Raw genomic sequence first — 16,438 nt, 5'->3', positions numbered from 1 at the left:
CACCATGCCGCAAGAGACTCCGTCCAAAGCCGCCGCTCGCGCCGTGCGGATCGCCGAGCGCTCCCGCGACGAGAACTGGAAGAAGCCCCCACGCCGCATCGAGACGTCGGAGTGCATCACGTGCGACACCTGCCTGCGCGGCTGCCCGCCCGAGTTCGGGGCGATCTTCGACAACGGGCTCAACGTCGTGATCGTGCCCGAGCTCTGCTCCGGCTGCCCGAAGTGCGTGATGGTCTGCCCCGTCGACTGCATCTACGTCGACGAGGACTGGAGCGCCACCGAGGCCCGCATGTGGGACCACATCGAACTGACCACCGGAGGAACCGCATGAGCATCCCCACCGAGCCGGACCGGGCGCTCGACCGGCGGACCGCGATGGCCAGGGCCCGGCAGAGCCGCCGCCCGAGCAGGCTCGGCAGGGCCGCCGGGGCCGCCGGGGAGCCCGACTACCTGACCGAGAAGGACGCCGGGTTCCCGGCGCTGCTCCGGCAGACCTGGCAGCGGGCGGCCGACGCCCCCGACCTCGGCACGGCCGTCGACACGCTCCTCACGCTCGCCGGGCACGTTCCGGCCGACATCCAGCTGCGGGCGCTGCCTGTGGAGGCGGAGGCCGCGCTCAAGGTGCTGGTCGGCCGGAGCTGGTGGAAGGACGGGCGGGCCACCGACCGGCCCGAGGACGCGGGCACCGCGTTCCTCGGCGAGATCGGCCTCGACCGCAGCGGCCGCGTCCTCGTCCGGGTCCCGTCGAAGGGCTCGCTGAGCGGCGGGGCCAACCTGGTCGACGGTGTCCTGAGGGTGCCGTGGTCCGCCGAGGACCTCGCCGACTACCAGGTCGAGCTGGCCCTCGCCGCCGGCCGCTGGCACGCCGGTGTGCGCGACTGCCGCACCTGGCTGCTCGCGGCCGAGGACGAGGGGCGGCGCGAGATCCTGGAGCAGCTGACGGAGGCGGCTCTGCGGACGGCGCCGTTCGTCCTGTACGCCGGTGAGCGGCAGTACACGAACTTCCGCGACCAGAACAACCTCACCGGCAAGACGCTGCGCCCGGGGCACCCCGACTGTGTGCTGAGCAGCCTGCGCACGACCCCGCTGGAGCTGTGGGCGGACAGTGACGTCCTGTTCGTCACCTGTCTGACGCTGCTGGTGCGTTCGGCCGGGTACGCCCGCATCGAGGAGGCCAACGGGACGCAGCTGACGCTCGATCACGTGGCGCTCCTCCTGGAGCGCACGCGCGCCGCGTACAACGCCGCGGCGCCCGGGCTGCCCGCGGTGCCGGCCCCGGCCGCGCACGGCGTCCTCGCGCTGGGGGGGCTGGCCGACGCGCTGGCCGTCCGGCGCCGTGAGCTGACGGGTTCCTCGGTGCGGCTCTACCGGGAGATCCACGGACCGCTGATGCACAAGATCGAGCGGGTCGCGGGTCCGGTGAAGGACGACGCGGCGCGTCTGGAGGCCGCGCTGTGCGCCCGGCTGATCGAGCGGCTGCCGGTCCGCGGCGCCACGTTCGCGGAGCTGTCCGCCTCTCTGGAGGGCTCCCCCGGCTGGCTGGCGGAGCCGCACGGCGGCTTCGGTTCCGGGCTGGAGTCGCTGGTGTACGAGGTGGTGGCGGCCGCCACCGCTGTCTTCGACGCGGACTTCGCGATGAGCCGCGGTATGCGGTCGCTGCCGGCGCTGATCGAGGCGCTGCGCGCGAAGGCGTATCCGAGGATCGCCGGGTGGGAGATCCCGCACTTCTTCTGCTGTGTGGTGCCCTCGAAGGAGTCGAAGCGGCTCTTCGGCGGTTCGGCGTCCCGGCTGGCGGACACCACGTGGGCGATCTCCTCGCGGATGCAGTACAACTCCTGGCACTTCCTGGTCGGCAACCTGCCGAAGGTGCCCGAGATCGCGGCGCGCGACCATTTCGTGCCGCCGGCGATCCCGGACATCGCGTACTACTCCGACCAGCACCACAACGGGCATGTCGCGGCCCGGGTGCGGTTCACCGTCCGCAGCCCGCAGGCGGTGGAGGTCCTGGGCCGGCGCTTCAACGGCTTCATGGACCTGCGGCTGCTGCGCTGCGAGGGGCTTCCCTTCGACGAGCAGGATCTGCTGGCCGCCGACCGTGCGTCCGCGTTCATCGCGGGGGCCACGGGTCTGGCGGCGGCGCTGGTCGCCGGGGGCACGGACATCGAGGTCACCGCCTTCGACTCGCGGTGGCACTGGGCCACGATCGCCGAGTGACGCGGCGCGAACACCGCGTAGGGCCCCTGGCTTTCGCCAGGGGCCCTACGTCTGTGGGGGGTTGGGGGGGGTCAGGCCGCGGCGGCCCCGGCCACCGGCTGCTCGGCGGAGCGGGTGTGGACCGCGCGGTAGCCGTTCCAGTCCGCACTGGTGGTCAGGGCGTAGCGCTTCTCCTGGTAGGCGTCGCGGGCCCGGATCCACTGGGCCTCGGGCTGGTTGCGGAAGGAGTCGTAGAACACTTTGCCCTCCCACTGCGAGTAGACGACGACGAAGTCCTGGTCGGTGCCGACGGTGGCCAGGGTGCCCTCGCCGCCGTCCAGGTTGCGGGAGCGGATGCCGCGCATGATGCTCTGCGAGCGGTAGCCGGGGACGTCCACGAGCCATTCGTGGGCGGCCCCGAGGGTGTCGACCAGGGTGCCCTGCTGGTTCGGCTTCACACCGAGGATCTCGATGACCGTGTAGTCGTCGCGCTCGGGCGAGACCTCGGTGACATCGCCGTACTCGGGGTGGCGCTGGCTCAGGGCCACTTCGGTCTGCATCAGGCGGACGTAGGTGGTGATCTCGCGGAAGACCGGCACCGTGTGGTGCTTGAACTCGGAGTCGTTGTAGCGGGACTCCAGGTCGTCCATGCCGCGCCACTGGATGAAGTTGGCGGTGCCCGGGTTCTGCCGGCCGCGGTGGACGGTGCTGGAGATCCAGCCCGGGTAGGCGGCGACGTCCACGATCTTCTTCATCTCGTCGACGAGGGTGTCGACCCGGTCGCGGGAGGCGGTCTTGAAGAGGTTGAGGACGGTCAGGTGGCCGGCCTCGGGGCTGATGAACGGCATCGCTGCTCCTTGGGCATGTGGTGTACGGGTGAGGGGGCGGTGCCCCGCGGAGGGTGCGGGGCACCGGATGTCGCTCAGTTCTGGGAGGCGGGACCGAACCAGCGGTTCAGTGCGTCGGCGAGGCCCTCGGCGCCGGCCTGGCCGGCGCCGATCCAGGCGGTGTAGCCGTCGGGGCGGACGAGGACCGTGTCCACCTCGGCGAGCGGGCCCTGGGGGCGGGCCTGGGCGGTGACGACATCGACGCGGTCGGCCCACGGTGCGGCGGCGTCGGCGACGGCGGGGTCTGCGGTCAGGTCGAGCAGGACCGGGCGCCCGGTGTGCAGGGTCTTGTAGGCGGTCGTCTCGCCGTTCTCGCGGGTGAACGCGAAGTCGGGCAGGCGGCGGCCGAGCAGTGGGTGCTCGCCGGCGCCGGCGTCGTAGGTGATGTCGAGGCCGGTGACGAGGCCGACGAGGTGTTTGCGGACGTCCTCGTAGGCGAGGAGCTCGGCGAAGACGGCGCGCATCGGGTCCATCTCGGGGCCGCCGAGGTACAGGCTGCGCTGGGCGAGTGTGTTGGCGATGATGCGGGCGGCGACCGTGCGGCGCTCGGTGTCGTACGTGTCGAGCAGCCCCTGGGGGGCGTGGCCCTTGAGGGTGGCGGCGAGCTTCCAGCCGAGGTTGACGGCATCGCCGAGGCCGGCGCTGATGCCCTGGGCGCCGATCGGCATGTGGATGTGCGCCGAGTCGCCGGCGAGGAAGACGCGGCCCTTGCGGTAGGCGGCGGCCTGGCGGCTTGAGTCGGTGAAGTAGCTGAGCCAGACGGCTTTGCCGCCGGAGATGTCGTCGCCGGTGACCCGCTTGAAGGAGTCGGCGACCTCCTGGAAGGTCGGCGGTTCGGAGGTCGGGCGGACGCCTGCGTCGCGCTCGAAGCAGACGACGCGTGTGGTGTGGGGGCCGACCGGCAGGACGACGACCATGCCGGCGTCACCCAGCTCGCCGGTGGGGCGCAGCCGCACCTGGACGTCGGTGACGTCGGCCATCAGCATCTCGATGGTGGCCGCGGTGCCGGGGAAGTCGATGCCGGACAGCTTGCGGACGATGCTGCGGGAGCCGTCGGCGCCGACCAGGTAGCGGGCTCGCAGGGTGCGCGGGCCTTCGGGGGTGTCGGCGGTGACTTCGACGCCTTCGGCGTCGTCGGCGAGGCCGGTGACCTCCCAGCCGCGGCGGATCTCGGCGCTGAGGCCGGTGGCCCACGTGGTGAGGTTGGCCTCGGTGAAGGCCTGCGGGACGCCGCGTACGCCGAAGTGGCCGCCGGGGAGGACGGTGTAGTCGAGTGGTATGCCGCCGAAGTGGCCGATCGGGATGACGCCCATCTCGCCGAAGGACTCCAGGAGGCCGCGCTGGCCGAGCTCCTCCATGGTGCGGGCGGAGAAGCCGAGGGCGCGTGACTGGCGCATCGGCTGGGCGAGCCGCTCCAGGACGAGGGTCTCGATGCCGGCGAGGCGGAGTTCGCCGGCGAGCATGAGTCCGGTGGGGCCGGCCCCCACGATGATCACGTCGGTGTCAAAGTCCTGCACTGTCGTTCCTTCCTTCCATGGGTGTCTTTGCTGCCGGGAGCCGGTCGTTGGGGTTGCTCGCCATCGAGGTCAGATGGGCGCGGACCGCGTCGAGGCCGATCAGCTCGGAGAGGACCGCGCGCAGTGGTTCGGTCTCCGGTCCGTCGAGCATCAGTCGTTCCTGGGCCGCGACGTGGTCGAGGACCCGGGCGGCGGCGGGGTGCCGGGCCTCGTGGTAGCTGTCGAGGAGTCCGGGCGCGGCTGTGCCGTGTACGGTCCCGGCGAGTTTCGGGCCCAGGTCGGCCGCGTCCTGGAGTCCGGTGTTGAGGGCCTGGCCGCCGACCGGCGGGTGCCAGTGGGCGGCGTCGCCGGCCAGCAGGATCCGGCCGCGGCGGTAGCTGTCGGCCTGTCCCTTGGCGTTGTCGAAGGCGTCGAGCCAGAGCGGGGTGCCGGCGGAGATGTCCTCTCCCGTGACGTGCCGCCAGGTGTCGGTGATCTCGGTGAAGCGGGGTGGGCCGGTGCGGGTGGGCAGGGTTGTGCCGAAGGCGTGGACCATGATCCGGGTGATGCCGTCGCGGGTGTTGGCCACGGCGAAGCCGTTGGTGAGCCGCTCGAAGCGCCGGTCGCGGACGGTGAGTCCGCGGATGTCGGCGCGGAGCAGTTCCTTGGTGGCCGGGGTGGCGGTCACCGGGATGGCGGCGAGCCGGCGGACGGTGCTGTGGGCTCCGTCGCAGCCGACCACGTATGCCGCGCGGAGCTCAAGCGGTCCTTCGGGGCCCTGGATCCGGCACAGGAGGTGGTCGGGCTGTTCGGTGAGTCCGGTCAGTCGGTGGGAGCGGAGTGTCTGGGCGCCCAGTTCCGTGGCGCGGGCGCCGAGGGCGGCTTCGGTGCGGTACTGGGGGACTTTCCAGTTCCCGGCGTGCGGGCTGTCGACCGGGGTCAGGGCGAAGCCGAGGCCGCCGAAGTGCGTTCGGGGTTCGTGGGCGGCTTCGGCAAGGAGGGCGTCGAAGCCGTGCTCGTGGAGCAGTTCGGCGGTCCGGGTGGAGAGTTGGGTGGCGCGTGACTCGGTCATCGGCCGGGCCAGCTTCTCCACGAGGACCACCGGGACCCGGGCTCGTCCCAGCCCGCAGGCGAGCAGGAGCCCGACGGGGCCCGCGCCGACGATGAGGACCGGTACGTCCGCCCGGGCCGGGGTCACGACTGCGCGCCCCCGCTCCGGCCGGTGAGGGTTTCGGCGTGGGTCTTGGCGAGGCCGAGGGTGGCGAGGCTGTTGGTGCTGAGTGCGCTCTGGACGAACGCGGCGGCGGTCTCGGGCGTGGCGTCGGCGCCGAGGACCTTGGTGATGTTCTCGGTGTTGATGCGCACGGTGTGGCGGGAGGTGACGGTGACGCCGCCGCTGTCGCGTTCCTCGATGAGCCAGCGGCCGGTGTGCAGGGTCATGAGGGCGGGCAGGACGATTTGTTTGTAGACGATCGTTGTGGCCGGTGTGCAGACGCGGACGGAGCGGGTCGTGTGGGTGCTGCCGTCCTTGGCGCGGGTGTCCATCTCCAGGATCTGGAGGCCGGGCGCGTCCTCGTCCAGCTGGACGCGGCCGACGTGCGGCAGGCGCTCCTGCCAGAGCTGGGCCTCGTTGAGGAAGTCGTAGACGTCCTTGCCCTGGCCGTCGACGTGGACGGTGTCCTCGAAGGTGATGGGCCGGTCGGGGCCGGTGGCCTGGGCGCTGGTCTTGAGGGCCTGGAGTTCGAAGTCGCTGTTGCGGTCGACGGCCTGCTGGATCCATGCGAGGTCGGCGGGGTCGTCGGTGGCGGCGTGGAAGTCGTGCAGGAGGCGGACCCGGGAGGTGGTCTCGGTGAGGGGCTCGACCGTCCAGGCGCCGCCCATGCCGCCGACGGGGTGCTGCGAGTGTTCCTGGCGGAACGTCACGGTGAGCTTTCCGGGGTCGTGTTCGCGGCGGGAGGTCCAGGTCTTGGCGGTGCCGTTGGCGGTCGCCCAGAGCCGGATCAGTTCAAAGTCGCCCGTGCGTTCGATGACCTCGGCGTGGACGGTGGGCGGGAAGGTCTCGGGCCAGCGGGTGACGTCGGCAACCAGTGCGTAGACCCGTTCGGCGGGGGCGTCGACGTCGATCGTGTGCTCGGTGCGGTGGATGACGTGCTCGCTCACGTGTGTCTCCTCAGAAGTAGCGGGGCGGCCCGTGGCCGGCCTCAGGCGGCGGTGGTCTCGCCGAACCAGCGCTGCAGCGCGGCCTCCAGGCCGCCTCCGGCCGGTGCGGTCCAGGCGATGTAGCCGTCCGGGCGGACGAGTACCGACTCGGTCGTGGCCCCGCCCTCCTCCGGTCCGGCGGGGAAGGTCCGGACGTGGACCACGTCGACCCGGTCGGACCAGCCGGCGGCCGTCGCGGCGGTGGCGCCGGTCGCGTCCGCCGTGATCAGGACGCCGCGGGCCGGGTGCAGCAGCCTGGCGATCCGGTCGGTGCCGCCGTCGGCGAGTTCCAGCTCGCGGTCGGCCATCCGGCCGCCGAGCAGCGGGTGGCCGGCGCTCTCGGCGCCGTCGCCGACCTCGTACGCGAGGTCGAAGCCGCTGACCATGCCGGATATGTGCCGGGCCGCCGCCGGGATGGCGAGGAGCTCGGCCATGACGGTCCGCAGCGGCTGCACCGAGCTGCCGGTGAGGTTGAGCGTGCCCTGGGCGAGTGTGCCCCGCAGGACGCGGGCGCCGACCGGGTGCCGCTCGGAGTGGTAGGTGTCGAGGAGTCCGTCGGGGGCGCGGCCCGCGATCGTCGCCGCCAGTTTCCAGCCGAGGTTGCAGGCGTCCTGGACTCCGATGCTGAGGCCCTGGCCTCCGGCCGGCAGGTGGATGTGCGCGGCGTCGCCGGCGAGCAGTACCCGGCCGCGCCGGTACTCGGTGGCCTGGCGGGTGGCGTCGGTGAAGCTGCTCACCCAGCGCGTCTGACCGTGGTGGATGGAGTCGCCGGTGAGCCGCTGCCAGGCGTCCGCGACCTGTGCGAAGGTGACCTCGCCGCGGTCCGGCGGGGTGTCGTTCTCACAGACGATGATCCGGGTGTAGCCCTCCTCCAGTGGCGCGGCCATGACCATGCCGTCGGGGAGGAGTTCGCCGATCATGCGGGGTTTGATGTCGGCGCCCTTGACGTCCGCGAGGTACATCGCGCGGGTGGCGTCGGAGCCGGCGAACTCGAAGCCCGCCAGGTGCCGGACGGTGCTGCGGCTGCCGTCGCAGCCCACCAGGTATCGGGCGGTGTGCTCCTCGGGCCCCTCCGGGCCGTTCACGGTCACGGTCACGCCGTCGGTGTTCTCGGCCAGGCCGGTGAACTCGTAGCCGCGGCGCAGGAGTGCGCCGAGTTCGGCGGCCCGGTCCTCCAGCATCTCCTCGATCTTGTACTGGGGGGTGCCGCGGACGCCGAAGTGTGAGCCCTCCAGGATCCCGTAGTCGATCGGGATGCCACCGAAGTGGCCCTGGCGGGTGATCTCGATGTTCTCCAGGCGTCCGAGGATGCCGCGCTGCTCGAACATCTCGGTGGCGCGGGCGGTGAAGCCGATTCCGCGCGACTCCCAGCTCCGCTCGGTCCGCTGCTCGAAGATGACGACGTCGGCGCCGCCGAGGCGGAGCTCGGCCGCGAGCGTCAGGCCTGCGGGCCCTGCCCCGATAACTATGACATCGGTATTCATTGCTTCCTGTCCTGGTCCTCGGCTTCTGCGATGGGAGGGGAGCGGGCGTCGCGTCCGGGCGGATCGGCCTCAGGCGGTCGGAACGGCCTCGATGATGGAGATCGGTGCGGAGGTGGGGACGACACGGGTGAGGGTGAAGCCGGCCTTCGCGAACAGTTCGCGGTACTCGGTGAGCGTGCGCTCCTGGGCGCCCAGCATCAGCATCAGCCAGAGGTCGATGGCCTGGCCGAGGTGGTGGTCGTTGCCCTCGGGCAGGACGTACTCCATGACGAGCAGCTTGCCCTCGGGGCCCATCGCCTCACGGGCGTTCTTCAGCGCCGTTATGGCGTCTTCCTCGGAGAAGTCGTGGATGATGTGCTTGATGAGGTAGGCGTCGCCGCCCGGGGGCAGCTTGTCGAGGTAGCCGCCGTGCTCGATGGTGAAGCGGTCCGCGACACCGGCGGCCTCGAAGTACGCCTGGGAGTCGGCGGTCGCGACCTCGGAGTCGTACAGGACGCCCTTGAGGTCCGGCTCCTTCTGGAGGATGCCGGCGAGCAGGTTGCCGCGGCCCGCGACGACGTCGACGACGGTGTTGAACTGCGAGAAGTCGTACGCCTCCACGAGCGGGGCCGTCTCGGACTCGGAGAGGCCGCCGAACGCGTGGAAGAAGACCTGCGCGTACTCGGGGTTGGCGTGGAAGAAGTCCAGGGCGCCCATGCCGCGCAGCTTGGGCAGGTTCGGCTCGCCGGTCTCGACGGCCGTGAGGAGGTGGCCCCACTCCTCGTGCAGGACCGGGTGGTTCATGAGTACGGCGAAGCCGCGCATGGTGTCCGGGGCGTCCTCGCGGAGCTTGTCGGAGAGCGCGGTGTTCTCGAAGGAGCCGTCCTCGCGGACCGCGAAGACGCGGTGGCCGGCGAGGGCGCGCAGCACGCGGCGGGTCGACTTGGCGTCGGTGCCGACGCGCTTGGCGATCTCCTGGACCGTGAGCGGGCCGTCGGCCAGGACATCCGCGATGCCGAGCTTGGCCGCGACGGAAAGGGCCTGGGTGATCACCGCACCCTGGATGAGATTGAGCAGCGCGTAGGAGTCGGACTGGTCGCGGATCTCTGGCGTCGCGGACATGTATTTTCCTTTCGAAGTGCTTCTTCCGTGGATTCCTGGACGATAGGTCTGCCCTTCTCGGTCTCGCAACCATGCTTTTTTGAATTTGTTGACTTGAACGTTCGACCGGAGAATTCGGGCGGTTGAACGGTATTGGTTCGGAAGGTTGCGGCCGGGTTCGTTATCTGATGGTGCGGCAGGTGGCTGGCGGGTGGGGGTCCTTCTGCGCGAATGTGCCGGACGCCGCTACCTCCACCCTGTCTCGACCGGGAATCCGGCCTTTCTTGTCAGGCTGCCCCGGCACCACAACACCCCGAGAAGGAGCAGGCGGAATGGCGGACAAGGGACAGCAGGTAGCGCTGATCACCGGCGGCACGAGCGGCATCGGCCTGGCCGTCGCCGAGGACTTCGCGCGCCGGGGCCACAGCGTCTTCATCTGCTCGCGGAACGCCGGGAGCGTCACCGAGACGGTCGGCAAGCTGCGCGCGGAGGGTTACGAGGCCGACGGTGCGGCCGCCGACGTCAGCAAGCCGGAGGACGTCACCCGTCTCGTCGATGCGGCCGTCGCGCGCTACGGCGGCATCGACATCCTGGTCAACAACGCCGGCCGCAGCGGCGGCGGTGTGACCGCGGAGATCACCGACGAGCTCTGGTACGACGTGATCAACACCAATCTCACCAGTGTCTTCCTGGTGACCCGTGCCGTCCTCACCGCCGGCGGCATGCGCGAGAGGCGGAGCGGCCGGATCATCAACATCGCCTCCACGGCCGGGAAGCAGGGCGTCGTCCTCGGTGCCCCGTACTCGGCCTCCAAGCACGGTGTCGTCGGCTTCACCAAGGCTCTCGGCAACGAGCTCGCCCCCACCGGCATCACGGTCAACGCCGTCTGCCCGGGGTACGTCGAGACGCCGATGGCCCAGCGCGTCCGCCAGGGCTACGCGGCCGCGTACGACACCTCCGAGGGCGCCGTCCTGGAGAAGTTCCGGGCCAAGATCCCGCTCGGCCGCTACTCCACGCCGGAGGAGGTCGCGGGTCTCGTCGGCTACCTGGCCTCGGACACCGCCGCCTCCATCACCTCGCAGGCGCTCAACGTCTGCGGCGGCCTCGGCAACTTCTGACCGCATCCGCCGAGGCGGCAGAGACATCAAGGAGGCCGACGTGCCGCACACCATTCCGACCCCGGTGGACTTCTGGTTCGACCCGAGCTGCCCCTGGGCCTGGCTGACCTCCCGCTGGGTCCTGGAGGTCGCGGCGCACCGGCATCTCGATGTGCGCTGGCGCGTCATGAGCCTGACGGTCCTCAACGAGGGCCGGGCCGACCTGGACGAGCGCTGGCACCGCGATCTGGCGCTGCGCATGGAACCCGTACGGGTCTGTGCCGCCGCCGGCGAGCGGTACGGGCACGGGGTCCTGGGCCGGCTCTACACCGAGCTCGGCACCCGTTTCCACCTGGCCAAGGCGCCCAAGGAGCGGGCCACCTACGCGGCGGCGCTGGCCGCCGCAGGTCTCGATCCCGGCCTGGCCGATGCGGCCGGGTCCGAGGCGTTCGACGACGCGGTGCGCGCCTCGCACGACGAGGGTGTCGGCCGGGTCGGCCCGGATGTGGGCACTCCTGTCATCGCGGTGGGCGACGTGGCGTTCTTTGGTCCCGTGGTGACTCCCGCCCCGCGGGGCGAGGACGCGGTACGGCTCTGGGACGGCGTCCTCGCCGTGGCGGGGACCGACGGCTTCTTCGAGCTCAAGCGGACCCGCACCCACGATCCGCTCTTCTTCTGAGGGCCCGGTCAGTGGTGCGCACCGGCCGTCGGAGCCGTCCAGTTCTCGGCCAGCCAGCTTTCCAGGGAGACCAGGCCGGGCCGCTTGCCGCGCAGCGTGGGCAGGTCGGCCCGGTAGCCGTCCCGCTCGAACCAGTCGAACATGTTGGCGAGGTCCTCGCGGGCCACGCGCAGCGGTTCGATGGGCAGCTGCTGGAAGCGGGTCGGGACTCCGCAGACCGCTTCGAAGGCCGCGGCCATCTGCGGGCCGGTCAGGTCGTCGCCGGCGATCTCCACCGTCCTGCCGAGCCAGCTCTCCGGGTCCTCGAAGGCGTCCGCGGCGAAGACGCCGATGTCGCTCGTCGCGATGAGCTGTACGGAGGTCTCCGGGTCCAGCCACATGCCCAGGACCAGTTCGTCCTGGACCCGGCGCGGGGCGATGTCCAGCAGGATGTCGTGGAACATGACCGGCCGCAGCACCGTCAGCGGCAGGCCGAGCGACTTCAGGTACTTCTCGATCCGCAGCTTGCTCTCGAAGTGCGGGACCCGGGTGTCCCGGTCCGCGCCGCCGACCGAGCTGTAGACGAAGTGCTTCACCCCGGCCCGTACGGCCGCGTCGGCCACCGCTCTGCCCTGGCGCTCCTCCGCCTCGCAGCCGCCGGGGCCGCGGAAGGTCTGGACGCTGAACACGCCGTGGACGCCGTCCATCGCCGCCGGCAGCGAGGCCTCGTCGTCGAGGTCGCCGCGGACGAGTACGGCGCCCGCCTGTGCGAGGGCCCTGGCCTCGGCCTTGGCCGGGTCGCGGACGAGCGCCCGCACCGCGTGACCGCGGCGCAGCAGTTCGCGGGCCACCGCCCCGCCCTGCCGGCCGGTACCGCCCAGCACCATGATCGTCTCTTCAACCGCCACTGTCTGCCTCCATGTCTGTGGTCCGCCGAGTCCGCGTACGGCGTGACATCGGGTCGTGCGCGTCGTTGGGGTGGTGCGGGTTCAGGCTGCGGACAGCACCTTCAGCTGGAGCAGCGAGTTGACGAAGTCGACCAGTTGCCGCGCGGTGTTGATGGCGTCGAGTTCGTCCTCGCACAGCTCGATGCCGAAGTCCCGCTCGAGGCGGCTGTATGTCTCCAGGAGCGCGAGCGAGTCGTAGCCCAGCTCCTCGAAAGTGCGGTCCGGTGCCTCCACGAGCGAGAGCGTGTCCTCGGCCTCGCCGGCGCACTGGAGCATGATGGTCTGGAGGTCACTGATCGTGATCTGCTGCAAGGCCATGCCTCTTTCTGTGTGGATGGGCGTTCCGCGCTACCACGGAACGGGGCCTTCGTCCGCCAGGCAGGCGCCCGACGGGCCGGTCTCGTCCAGGAGGGCGAGCCGGACCACGATCCCGGCGCCCTCGGCGGGTGTCCGGTGGCCGCGGTGGTGGTTGATGTCGGTGGCCACCACTCCGGGGAGGGCGGCGTTGACCTTGATCGGGGTGTCGCGCAGCGCCTTGGCGTAGGCGACGGTGACGGCGTTGAGCGCGGTCTTCGAGGACTGGTAGGCGATCATGTCGAGGCCGGCCAGCGGGGAGTCCGGGTCCGCGTTGAGTGTCAGCGAGCCGACGTGGCTCGACAGGTTGACGATCCGGCCGGCCGGGGATCGGCGCAGCAGCGGCAGCATCGCCCCGGTGACGGTGACCACGCCGAAGACGTTGGTCTCGTAGACCTCGCGGAGGTCGGCGGCGGTGGCCCCGGGGGCCGTGCCGGTGAAGCGGCCGGCGACGCCGGCGTTGTTCACCAGGACGTCCAGGCGTCCGTAGCGCCGCTCGATCGTGGCGGCGGCCTCGGCCACGGAGGCCGGGTCGGTCACGTCGAGGACCATTGCCTGTGCGGTGATGCCGTCGGCGGTGAGGGCGTCGGCGGCCTGCTTGCCGAGGACCTCGTCGCGGGCGCCGACGAGCACGTGGGTCCCCCGCTCGCCGAGCTGCCGTGCGACGGCGAAGCCGATGCCTTTGTTGGCGCCCGTGATGAGGGCGATCTTCTCGACCGGCATGTCCGTGCCTCTCTCCCTTTTCTCGGGGACCGAATTACCCATGGAGTGAAGGTAGTAAGTGGCAAAACCCGGGAGCACCTCCGACATTGCCATCGGGTTCAGCGTTCAACCATTGGATATCGGTGTTCAAGCAGGTGCATTGCGCAGTCGAACGCCCCTCCCCCGCGCGGGCATTCCTTTCATTGCGACCGAACAGGCCGCTGGGTAGCTTCCCCTCACATGGAAAACATTGACGTCATCGTCGTCGGAGCCGGCCCGGTCGGCCTGATGCTGGCCGGAGAACTCCGTCTCGGCGGAGTGGACGTGGCCGTCTACGACAGAGAGCCCGCCCCTTCCGGGGAATCGCGCGCCCTCGGGTTCAACCGGCGTGCCGCCGAATCGCTCGGACAGCGCGGGGTGCTCGACCGGATCGGCGCCTTCCGCTGGGGTCCGATGGGCCACTTCGGCGGGGTCCGTTTCGACCTCGGCATGCTCGACGAGGACCACAGCGGAGTGCTCGGCCTGTCCCAGGCACGCACCGAGGAGGCGCTCGCCGGCTGGCTGGCCGAACTCGGTGTGCCGGTGCTGCGCGGGCGTGAGGTGACCGGGCTCCGGGAGACCGGGGACGCCGTCGTCGTCGCGTACGACAGCCCCGGGGGTCCGGGCGAGGGGTCCGCCGCGTACGTCGTCGGCTGTGACGGCGCGGGCAGCACCGTACGGCGGCTCGCCGGCATCGAGGCCCCCGGGTGGGCGGCCACCCGCGGCATGTACACCGCTGAGATCGCCGGGGTCACCCTGCGTCCGCGGCCGATCGGTGAGCGCCTTCCCGGCGGCTCCATGGTCGTGTGCACCCCGGTGGGTGAGGGCCGCTTCCGGGTCGTCGTCCACGACCTCGCGCTGCCCGCGGCCCCGGACACGCAGACGCTGACCTTCGCCGAGGTCGCGGACGCCTGGCAGCGGCTGACCGGCGAGTCCATCCACGGTGCCGAGCCGCAGTGGCTGTGGGCCACCGGTAACTCCGCTGCCCTGGCCGAGGAGTTCCGGCGCGGCCGCGTCCTCCTGGCGGGCGACGCCGCCCACGAGATCCCGCCGCTGGCGGCCTGGGGCCTGAGCGCCGGTCTCCAGGACGCCGCGAACCTCGGCTGGAAGCTGGCCGCGACGGTCAAGGGCTGGGCCGGCGAGGGGCTCCTGGACACGTACGACGCCGAACGCCGCCCGGTGGGAAGGGAGTTGATCCGCAATGCCCGTGCCGCCGGAAGAATCTACCTCGGCGAGGAGGCGATGGACCCGGTCCGCGAGGTCATGGGCGAGCTGCTCGCCCACAAGGACGCGGCGGAGCAGGTCGCGGGGATCGTCAGCGGTCTCGGCATCCGCTACGAGCTCGGCAAGGGCGAGCACCCGCTGCTCGGCCTGCGGATGCCGCCGGGACGTGAACTCACCCTCACCGACGGCACCGTGACCCCGGTCAGCGGCCTCCTGCGCACCGGACACGGCCTCCTCATCACCACCGGCCCCGCCCTCGCCCGCCTCGCCGAGGGACTCGACGACCGCCTCGACATCGTCACCGGCACCTGGAACCAGGACTACGAACCCGGCCTCGACGCCGTCCTCGTCCGCCCCGACGGCTACGTCGCCTGGACCTCCCCCGGCACCACCGACGAACTCACCGACACCCTCACCCGCTGGTTCGGCACCGCCCAGCGGTGACCGGCACCTCCCGCCGAACCCAGGAACCGATAAGGAGCACACACATGCCCAGGGATGTCATCGTCGTCGGAGCGGGCCCGGTCGGTCTGATGCTGGCGGGCGAGCTGACGCTCGGCGGCGCGGACGTCGTCGTCTTCGAACGCCTGGCTGCCCCCGCGCGCGAGTCGCGCGGCGCCAGCCTCACCAAGCGCACCGCCGAATGCTTCGACCAGCGCGGGCTGCTGGGCGGCCTCGGCCCGACCGAGCCCGCCGACGCGCACTTCGGCGGGGTGCCGATCGACCTCGCGCCGCTGGCCGAGGACCACCACGGGCGCCGGGGCGTGCCGCAGTTCCGCACCGAGCGGATGCTGGAGGAGTGGGTGACCGGGCTCGGTACGGAGATCCGGCGCGGCCAGGAGGTGACCGGCTTCCAGGAGACCGACGAGGCCGTGCGTGTCCTTGCGGCCGGCCCGGACGGCCCGGCCGAGGAGAGCGCCGCGTATCTCGTCGGCTGCGACGGCGGGCGCAGCTCGGTCCGCAAGCTGGCCGGGATCGGTTTTCCCGGCACCGAGGGCCGGCGCGGCTTCCTCAGTGCCGACGTCACCGGCATCGAGACCCGCAGGCGGCGTATCGGCGAGAACCTGCCGGGCGGCAGCATGATCATGGCGATGGACCTGGAGAACGGTGTCACCCGCGTCGTCGTCCACGAGGCCGGCATGGCGCCGCGCGACCGTGCCTCCCTCGCGTACACCGATCTGGCGGATGCCTGGCAGCGGCTGACCGGGGAGTCCCTGCACCACGGGGAGTGCCGGTGGCTCGGCTGCTTCACCGACGCCTCGCGGTCCGCAGCCGTCTACCGGCGCGGCCGGGTGCTCCTGGCGGGCGACGCCGCGCACATCCAGCCGCCGGCGATGGCGCAGGGTCTGAGTGTGGGCGTGCAGGACGCCGTCAACCTCGGCTGGAAGCTGGCCGCGACGGTCAGGGGCTGGGCCCCCAAGGGGCTGCTCGACACCTACGACGCGGAACGGCGGCCGGTGGGCGAGCAGTTGGCGCGCAACGCGCGGGCGGCGATCGAACTGCGGCTCACCGGGGAGGACATGGACCCGGTGCGCGAGATCATGGGTGAGCTGGTGCGCCACGAGGGCCCCGCCGGGCACCTGGCGGGGATGGTGAGCAACCTCGGTGTCCGCTACGAGCTCGGCGAGGGCGAGCACCCGCTGCTCGGCCTGCGGATGCCGCCGGGACGTGAACTCACCCTCACCGACGGCACCGTGACCCCGGTCAGCGGCCTCCTGCGCACCGGACACGGCCTCCTCATCACCACCGACCCCGCCCTCGCCCGCCTCGCCGAGGGACTCGACGACCGCCTCGACATCGTCACCGGCACCTGGAACCAGGACTACGAACCCGGCCTCGACACCGTCCTCGTCCGCCCCGACGGCTACGTCGCCTGGACCTCCCCCGGCACCACCGACGAACTCACCGACACCCTCACCCGCTGGTTCGGCACCGCCCAGCGGCAGTAGAGCGGGGGTCCAGCCGGTCTCGACCGGGGTTCCGGGAGCGCCACCGAGACTGCGGACACAGCCGCCCCCGGGCACCGATCGCGGCGCCCGCGGGCGGCTGACTACACCGTAACCATGAAGGAGCTGGTG

Annotated in this window: 15 protein-coding genes; 6 read left to right on the top strand and 9 right to left on the bottom strand. The window is 71.5% G+C overall.

Going from position 1 to position 16,438, the window contains the following annotated elements; genetic code table 11:
* Positions 1–4: 4 nt before the first annotated feature.
* Both ACIQM0_RS34335 and ACIQM0_RS34330 read left to right on the top strand, forming a co-directional pair.
* Entirely contained in the window at positions 5–331 is a 327-nt protein-coding gene (locus ACIQM0_RS34335) for a 4Fe-4S dicluster-binding protein (RefSeq protein WP_363030898.1), read from the top strand.
* The gene (locus ACIQM0_RS34330) at positions 328–2,214 is read left to right on the top strand and encodes a hypothetical protein (protein WP_401294387.1); all 1,887 of its coding nucleotides are present in this window, start codon (positions 328–330) and stop codon (positions 2,212–2,214) included. Before ACIQM0_RS34335 ends, ACIQM0_RS34330 begins: the two co-directional genes overlap by 4 nt.
* A gap of 71 nt (positions 2,215–2,285) precedes the next feature.
* On the opposite strand, the gene ACIQM0_RS34325 is transcribed toward ACIQM0_RS34330, so the two are convergent.
* From ACIQM0_RS34325 to ACIQM0_RS34300, 6 genes are all read right to left on the bottom strand, one after another.
* Complete coding sequence (locus tag ACIQM0_RS34325) at positions 2,286–3,041, bottom strand: antibiotic biosynthesis monooxygenase (RefSeq protein WP_401294385.1); 756 nt, start codon at positions 3,039–3,041, stop codon at positions 2,286–2,288.
* 74 nt (positions 3,042–3,115) lie between these two features.
* On the bottom strand, positions 3,116–4,597 hold the full coding sequence (locus tag ACIQM0_RS34320) for an FAD-dependent monooxygenase (RefSeq protein WP_401294383.1): 1,482 nt from the start codon (positions 4,595–4,597) through the stop codon (positions 3,116–3,118).
* Positions 4,584–5,774, bottom strand: a complete 1,191-nt coding sequence (locus ACIQM0_RS34315) for an FAD-dependent monooxygenase (RefSeq protein ID WP_401294381.1) — start codon at positions 5,772–5,774, stop codon at positions 4,584–4,586. The genes ACIQM0_RS34320 and ACIQM0_RS34315 overlap by 14 nt, the downstream gene beginning before the upstream one ends.
* On the bottom strand, positions 5,771–6,736 hold the full coding sequence (locus ACIQM0_RS34310) for an aromatase/cyclase (RefSeq protein ID WP_401294379.1): 966 nt from the start codon (positions 6,734–6,736) through the stop codon (positions 5,771–5,773). Before ACIQM0_RS34310 ends, ACIQM0_RS34315 begins: the two co-directional genes overlap by 4 nt.
* Positions 6,737–6,777: 41 nt before the next feature.
* On the bottom strand, positions 6,778–8,259 hold the full coding sequence (locus tag ACIQM0_RS34305; protein ID WP_401294377.1) for an FAD-dependent monooxygenase: 1,482 nt from the start codon (positions 8,257–8,259) through the stop codon (positions 6,778–6,780).
* A 69-nt stretch (positions 8,260–8,328) separates the two neighbouring features.
* A complete protein-coding gene (locus ACIQM0_RS34300) occupies positions 8,329–9,360 on the bottom strand; it encodes a methyltransferase (protein WP_401294375.1) in 1,032 nt (343 codons plus the stop codon).
* 311 nt (positions 9,361–9,671) lie between these two features.
* Between ACIQM0_RS34300 and fabG the strand changes: the two genes are divergently transcribed.
* Positions 9,672–10,457: a 3-oxoacyl-ACP reductase FabG gene (fabG, locus tag ACIQM0_RS34295; RefSeq protein WP_401294373.1), complete on the top strand. Its 786-nt coding sequence runs from the start codon at positions 9,672–9,674 to the stop codon at positions 10,455–10,457.
* A 40-nt stretch (positions 10,458–10,497) separates the two neighbouring features.
* The gene (locus ACIQM0_RS34290) at positions 10,498–11,115 is read left to right on the top strand and encodes a DsbA family protein (protein ID WP_401294372.1); all 618 of its coding nucleotides are present in this window, start codon (positions 10,498–10,500) and stop codon (positions 11,113–11,115) included.
* An 8-nt stretch (positions 11,116–11,123) separates the two neighbouring features.
* Here ACIQM0_RS34290 and ACIQM0_RS34285 read toward each other — a convergent pair whose 3' ends face one another.
* From ACIQM0_RS34285 to ACIQM0_RS34275, 3 genes are all read right to left on the bottom strand, one after another.
* Positions 11,124–12,002 carry an NmrA/HSCARG family protein gene (locus ACIQM0_RS34285; protein WP_401294370.1) on the bottom strand — a complete coding sequence of 293 codons (879 nt, stop codon included), beginning with the start codon at positions 12,000–12,002 and terminating at the stop codon, positions 11,124–11,126.
* An 81-nt stretch (positions 12,003–12,083) separates the two neighbouring features.
* On the bottom strand, positions 12,084–12,359 hold the full coding sequence (locus ACIQM0_RS34280; protein ID WP_401294368.1) for an acyl carrier protein: 276 nt from the start codon (positions 12,357–12,359) through the stop codon (positions 12,084–12,086).
* A 30-nt stretch (positions 12,360–12,389) separates the two neighbouring features.
* On the bottom strand, positions 12,390–13,118 hold the full coding sequence (locus ACIQM0_RS34275) for an SDR family oxidoreductase (RefSeq protein ID WP_401294366.1): 729 nt from the start codon (positions 13,116–13,118) through the stop codon (positions 12,390–12,392).
* 219 nt (positions 13,119–13,337) lie between these two features.
* Here ACIQM0_RS34275 and ACIQM0_RS34270 point away from each other — a divergent pair, with 219 nt between their 5' ends.
* Positions 13,338–14,804, top strand: coding sequence for an FAD-dependent monooxygenase (locus tag ACIQM0_RS34270; RefSeq protein WP_401294364.1), 1,467 nt, complete (start codon positions 13,338–13,340; stop codon positions 14,802–14,804).
* 44 nt (positions 14,805–14,848) lie between these two features.
* Positions 14,849–16,309 (top strand): FAD-dependent monooxygenase, encoded by a 1,461-nt coding sequence (locus ACIQM0_RS34265; protein WP_401294362.1) that lies wholly within the window; start codon positions 14,849–14,851, stop codon positions 16,307–16,309.
* The last annotated feature ends 129 nt before the right edge of the window (positions 16,310–16,438 follow it).

Origin of the sequence: Streptomyces sp. NPDC091387 (assembly GCF_044756945.1) — a bacterium.
In the GTDB taxonomy this organism is placed as follows: domain Bacteria; phylum Actinomycetota; class Actinomycetes; order Streptomycetales; family Streptomycetaceae; genus Streptomyces.
Note: the sequence above shows the minus strand (reverse complement) of the source record. Positions and strands in the feature narration are given on the sequence as shown.

Excerpts from the sequence above, each read along its gene's own strand:
- ACIQM0_RS34335 (WP_363030898.1), top strand. The coding sequence starts at position 5 with ATGCCGCAAGAGACTCCGTCCAAAGCCGCCGCTCGCGCCGTGCGGATC.
- ACIQM0_RS34265 (WP_401294362.1), top strand. The coding sequence starts at position 14,849 with ATGCCCAGGGATGTCATCGTCGTCGGAGCGGGCCCGGTCGGTCTGATG.
- ACIQM0_RS34275 (WP_401294366.1), bottom strand. The coding sequence starts at position 13,118 with ATGCCGGTCGAGAAGATCGCCCTCATCACGGGCGCCAACAAAGGCATC.
- ACIQM0_RS34280 (WP_401294368.1), bottom strand. The coding sequence starts at position 12,359 with ATGGCCTTGCAGCAGATCACGATCAGTGACCTCCAGACCATCATGCTC.
- ACIQM0_RS34325 (WP_401294385.1), bottom strand. The coding sequence starts at position 3,041 with ATGCCGTTCATCAGCCCCGAGGCCGGCCACCTGACCGTCCTCAACCTC.
- ACIQM0_RS34270 (WP_401294364.1), top strand. The coding sequence starts at position 13,338 with ATGGAAAACATTGACGTCATCGTCGTCGGAGCCGGCCCGGTCGGCCTG.
- ACIQM0_RS34305 (WP_401294377.1), bottom strand. The coding sequence starts at position 8,259 with ATGAATACCGATGTCATAGTTATCGGGGCAGGGCCCGCAGGCCTGACG.
- ACIQM0_RS34300 (WP_401294375.1), bottom strand. The coding sequence starts at position 9,360 with ATGTCCGCGACGCCAGAGATCCGCGACCAGTCCGACTCCTACGCGCTG.
- fabG (WP_401294373.1), top strand. The coding sequence starts at position 9,672 with ATGGCGGACAAGGGACAGCAGGTAGCGCTGATCACCGGCGGCACGAGC.
- ACIQM0_RS34330 (WP_401294387.1), top strand. The coding sequence starts at position 328 with ATGAGCATCCCCACCGAGCCGGACCGGGCGCTCGACCGGCGGACCGCG.